The following is a 4,138-nucleotide window of genomic DNA, read 5'->3' as shown; positions in this document are numbered from 1 at the left end:
CGTCTTAATTGTTTATTCCGGCGCCATGCACTCGGTGGCGGCGACGAGTGGTCATGCTATCGAAAGGTGGGGGCGGCGCCCGATCATTAACTCTGGCGGATTCTTCAAGCGCATCACGTGTTCGTCAAATATTGATTGTCGGCGCTGACCATCTCGAAGTCAGATGGCTATGCGCCTTGTATTCAAAACCGAGTTGTCGGCGCCGCTAGAGTCAAATGGTGTTGAGTCAAGCCCTCTCGAATTCAGATACTCTAGCGACCGTCGTCACACGGTCTCGGCCGAGTCGGAGAGCAACTCCAGCACCGGACCGGAGGGTGTGCTGTAGGCATCGGAGCCATGACGTGAGATGGCGTCGGCCACCCGCATCACATTGGGGACCCCGACGCCGCCGACGCATCTGTCCGTGTTCGGGTCGCAGACGGGCCGCCCCAGCGGATCCTCGACATGGGAGCCCAGCACCTGCCCGGCGAGGAGGTCTGGGCCATTGGTGAGCATCGCTCGACTGGCGAGCGCAAATATTATCTCTCCAACCTTCCCGCCGAGACCTCGCTCAAGCACCTCGCCGGCGCAATCAAGGCTTCTCGTTGGGTCTGCGAACAGGCCCATCAGCAGCTGAAAGAGGAACTTGGCCTCGACCACTTCGAAGGACGCTCATGGACAGGTCTTCACCGGCACGCACTGATGACCATGATCGCCAATGCCTTCCTCCAATCCCGCCGCCTGAAACAGGCCAAAGGGTGAAAAAAGAATCCTCGGCCCTCCACCGCAGCCAAGCCTCCCGGCCTGTCGGGCGTGAGAAATTGACCCCCGAACGAAACGAAGAACTGACCCCTCTCTTTTGAGAAGAAAATCGATGACGAGAGAGTTTTCATCGCAACCTGCATTGTCTGGAACGATGCGGGTTGAGGAAATGCGATCGGGGGAAGAAGTTTTGGCCATGGTAGGACTTCACGAACGAGGCTGGGGAGCGAAACGAATTGCGCAGGAGTTTGGATGCGCGCGCAACACGGTTCGCCGATATCTTCGTGAAGGTGGCGTTGTTGCGTATCGCCAGCCCGTGCGTCGAACAGCATTTGATGGTCTGGACGGTTGGCTTCGGGAGCGTTTCTTTCGCCACGACGGGAACGCGGACGTCATTCGCCAGGAGTTGGAGAGCGAGCATGGCATCGTCATCGGGCTGCGCTCGGTAGAACTTCGGGTTCGACAACGGCGACGCCAGTTGAAAGCGCAGAAACGGGCGACGGTGCGCTTCGAGACGGCGCCTGGTCATCAGATGCAGATCGACTTCGGCGACACGCGGGTATGGATCGGCGGCGAGCGGGTGCGGATCCATGTGTTTGTCGGGACGCTTGGCTATTCGCGCCGGATGCAGAGTGGTTGGTGAACAACTCCACTCTGCCAAAGAGCAGGGCGCTATCCACCCGCCCATGGGATCTGACAGTCCCCGCCGCTCCATATGGACCCAGCACCGCGCGTGCTCGCCGAAGCGAACTGGCCCGCCCCATCACTGAGAACCGGCCAGACCGCCCTGCAACGCGCCTTCACTGGCGATGCGGAACGGGTCCAGAGGGCCACCTTGGGCTCCAGGCCATGGGCGAGTAGATGGGCGTCCCATGACGCCGCGTCCTCGAACCCGGACGGCTCGCGCCCGACATGCAGAAGATCCGTCGTGATCACCGGCAGCCCGCGCTCTTCGGTGATGATCGCCCGGCTCGAGCCACGCCGCTTCGGACCCGTTGCCGCAGGTGAGCTCCGCTTGGACGACTGCTCCATCCCGCTCGGCTTCAGCGTCGGGCGCGGCGGTAGACCTTTCAGACGCCGGATCTCATCCTTCAGAGCCGCATTCTCGGCGCGAAGCCCGGCGACCTCTGCCCGCAACTGCAGGATCATGTCGAGCAGGTCCGCAGGGGTCAGCGTTCGAGAATCTGGTGGCTCCGCCATCCGGTTTTGCCCCGGTTACGCCGGAAGGAAGATCGTCGGCCGCAAGCGCCATATCGCAGTCGATACGGATTGGCGGCTGTTGATGGTCAACCTGACGCCGGCCGATATCTCCGACAGTGCCGGCGCTCAAGCGAGCTTGGATGGTATCCGCCAGTGCTGGCCCTGGGTGAAGCATCTGTTCGCCGATTGATCGGCTAAAGCTCGACGAGGCCCCCGGTCGGCTTCGTGAAGGTCGGCGACAGGTTTGAGAAGGATCCCGATCGCCGTGTCCAGGACGCCATCATTCTCGTCTTCGACAAGGTGGCCGAACTCGGCAGCGCCCGGCAGGCCCCGCTCTGGTTCCTCGAGCATGGGCTGGATTTGCCAGCCAAGCGCAACAACGGTGACGTGGTCTGGCGTCGGCCAAATTATGCGACCATCTACCGGATCATCGAGAACCCGATCTACGGCGGTGCCTACGTCAAAATATGGTCACCTGACCATATCTTGATTAATCGCGAGGTTGCAGGAATGTAAACGAACGCGTGAAATCCGCACAATTCTGCCGTTCGTCGAGGGATTTGCTCCGCATTATTTTCTGCCCAACCTCTCCGGTCGTTTGACCAGCAGAGGAGCCATTGATGTCGAAATCCGATTGCGAACTGATTACCGAGCTCAAAGACGAACTGATCAGCCAACAATACAGCCCGGTGGTGGTAGGAAACTATTGTGCTTATGCGCGCGGGTTCCTCGACCATCTCGCGCGGCGAAATATCCTGGTCACGGACGTGACCGAAGCCCGCGCGATGCGGTCGCCCTGTTCCGGCAGCGTCGTGGTCGACGTCCCGGTCCGCGCTCGCACCAGATTCCGTGCGCCGGCCATTCACGCGCTGCTTCGGCTTGTGCAGGGCCACCAGCCCCGAAAGCGACCTGCGCCGCCGATGCACTGCGATTGACGATCTGCAACGAACACGAGACCTGGCTTCAGGAGGAGCGTGGCTTTGCCCGGCCCAGCATCGACGCGTTCTTGTGGGAGGCTCGACACTTCCTGGCCTGGCAACTCGAACGATGCGGTGTCGAAGGCCTGATGGACCTGAGCATCGGCGACATCGACCGCTATATGGACCTGCGTGCGTTGAAGCTGACGAACTGCTCGCTGAAATCTGTAGCGGAGCGGCTTCGCTCGTTGTTGCGGATCTCCATAGGACAGGCCACATTGCGACCGACCAGTCACCACATATCATCGCGCCACTGCTCTACGCCTATGAAGGGGTGCCCTCGATCCTGGAGCGGGGCCAGATCGCCGCGGTGCTGGAAACCGCGAGGACGGACAAGACGCCGGCGGGGCTGCGGGACCATGCGATCTTGCAAATCCTTGCAACCTATGGACTGCGGACTGGAGAAATCCGAAACCTGCGGATCGAGGACATCGATTGGCGGGCCGAAGCCATCCGTGTCCGTCACAGCAAGACGCAATCCTGCTCGTTCCTGCCCCTGATGGAGCCGGTGGGCGAGGCCGTGCTCGCTTATCTGCGTTCCGGACGGCCTGCGACCGATGCCAGGGAAATCTTCATCCGCACGCGCGCGCCCTATCGCAAGCTCGAGAAGCTATACAGCCTGGTCCGACGACGGCTCCGCCATGCCGGCATCAAGCCGCCAGGCAAATGTGGACCACACATCTTCCGTCACGCGCGTGCGGTCGAGATGCTGCGCGCGTCAGTTCCGCAAAAGGTCATCGGCGACCTGTTGGGGCATCGCTCAACCGCGTCGACGGTCCCCTACCTCAAGCTTGCCACCGAGGATCTCAGGGCCATCGCGCTTGATGTGCCGGGCGCGGAGGTGCCGGCATGACCGCTTGTCCTGCGCGACGCGTGCAATATCAAGCAGTGCATGCCGCTCTGGCGCGCTCTGGCGTCGCGCAATCCGGAAAAGGCTTTTGCTCAATTGCGTCGACCACAGCCATTCGGCAGCGTGCTGGGAGAAGTCATGGCTGAGCACGTCGCGCGGATGCGCAATTGGGGATACAAATACTCCTCGCAGTCGGAGAGATTGTTGAGGTTCGACCACTTCCTGCAGTGGAATCCGGCACTTCAGGATCAACCGATCGGTGCGCGGCGACAAACAAGATTGTCGCTCCCGTCCGCATTGCCTCGTCGAAAATGTTCCTGAATGTTCAACCGTTGCCTCACATAAGTTGCTCCCCACCGAATGGTATGAG

General features: G+C 61.0%; 4 protein-coding genes and 3 pseudogenes. 6 read left to right on the top strand and 1 reads right to left on the bottom strand.

Going from position 1 to position 4,138, the window contains the following annotated elements:
* Positions 1 to 390: 390 nt before the first annotated feature.
* Both AC0L3L_RS36230 and AC0L3L_RS36225 read left to right on the top strand, forming a co-directional pair.
* Positions 391 to 741 (top strand): annotated as a pseudogene (locus tag AC0L3L_RS36230) (IS701 family transposase); the annotation flags it as partial.
* Between the two features lie 112 nt (positions 742 to 853).
* Positions 854 to 1,375: pseudogene (locus AC0L3L_RS36225) on the top strand (helix-turn-helix domain-containing protein); the annotation flags it as partial.
* Between the two features lie 38 nt (positions 1,376 to 1,413).
* Here the strand turns inward: AC0L3L_RS36225 and AC0L3L_RS36220 are convergent.
* Positions 1,414 to 1,941: a hypothetical protein gene (locus tag AC0L3L_RS36220; RefSeq protein WP_473642152.1), complete on the bottom strand. Its 528-nt coding sequence runs from the start codon at positions 1,939 to 1,941 to the stop codon at positions 1,414 to 1,416.
* Here AC0L3L_RS36220 and AC0L3L_RS36215 point away from each other — a divergent pair.
* The 4 genes and pseudogenes from AC0L3L_RS36215 to AC0L3L_RS36200 all read left to right on the top strand — a co-directional run.
* A pseudogene (locus tag AC0L3L_RS36215) lies at positions 1,892 to 2,128 on the top strand (transposase); the annotation flags it as partial. The gene AC0L3L_RS36220 and the pseudogene AC0L3L_RS36215 sit on opposite strands and share 50 nt — an antisense overlap.
* A 38-nt stretch (positions 2,129 to 2,166) precedes the next feature.
* On the top strand, positions 2,167 to 2,457 hold the full coding sequence (locus AC0L3L_RS36210) for a recombinase family protein (protein ID WP_473642150.1): 291 nt from the start codon (positions 2,167 to 2,169) through the stop codon (positions 2,455 to 2,457).
* Positions 2,458 to 2,561: 104 nt separating this feature from the next.
* Entirely contained in the window at positions 2,562 to 2,876 is a 315-nt protein-coding gene (locus AC0L3L_RS36205) for a hypothetical protein (protein WP_473642148.1), read from the top strand.
* Between the two features lie 316 nt (positions 2,877 to 3,192).
* Entirely contained in the window at positions 3,193 to 3,771 is a 579-nt protein-coding gene (locus tag AC0L3L_RS36200; RefSeq protein WP_473642146.1) for a site-specific integrase, read from the top strand.
* Positions 3,772 to 4,138: the final 367 nt, after the last annotated feature.

It is taken from the genome of Mesorhizobium sp. WSM4849 (genome assembly GCF_055811385.1).
The sequence above is the reverse complement of the archived record's forward strand: the minus strand, read 5'-3'. Positions and strand labels throughout refer to the sequence as shown.

Coding starts and splice junctions, on each gene's coding strand:
- AC0L3L_RS36220 (WP_473642152.1), bottom strand. CDS start 1,941: ATGGCGGAGCCACCAGATTCTCGAACGCTGACCCCTGCGGACCTGCTC.
- AC0L3L_RS36205 (WP_473642148.1), top strand. CDS start 2,562: ATGTCGAAATCCGATTGCGAACTGATTACCGAGCTCAAAGACGAACTG.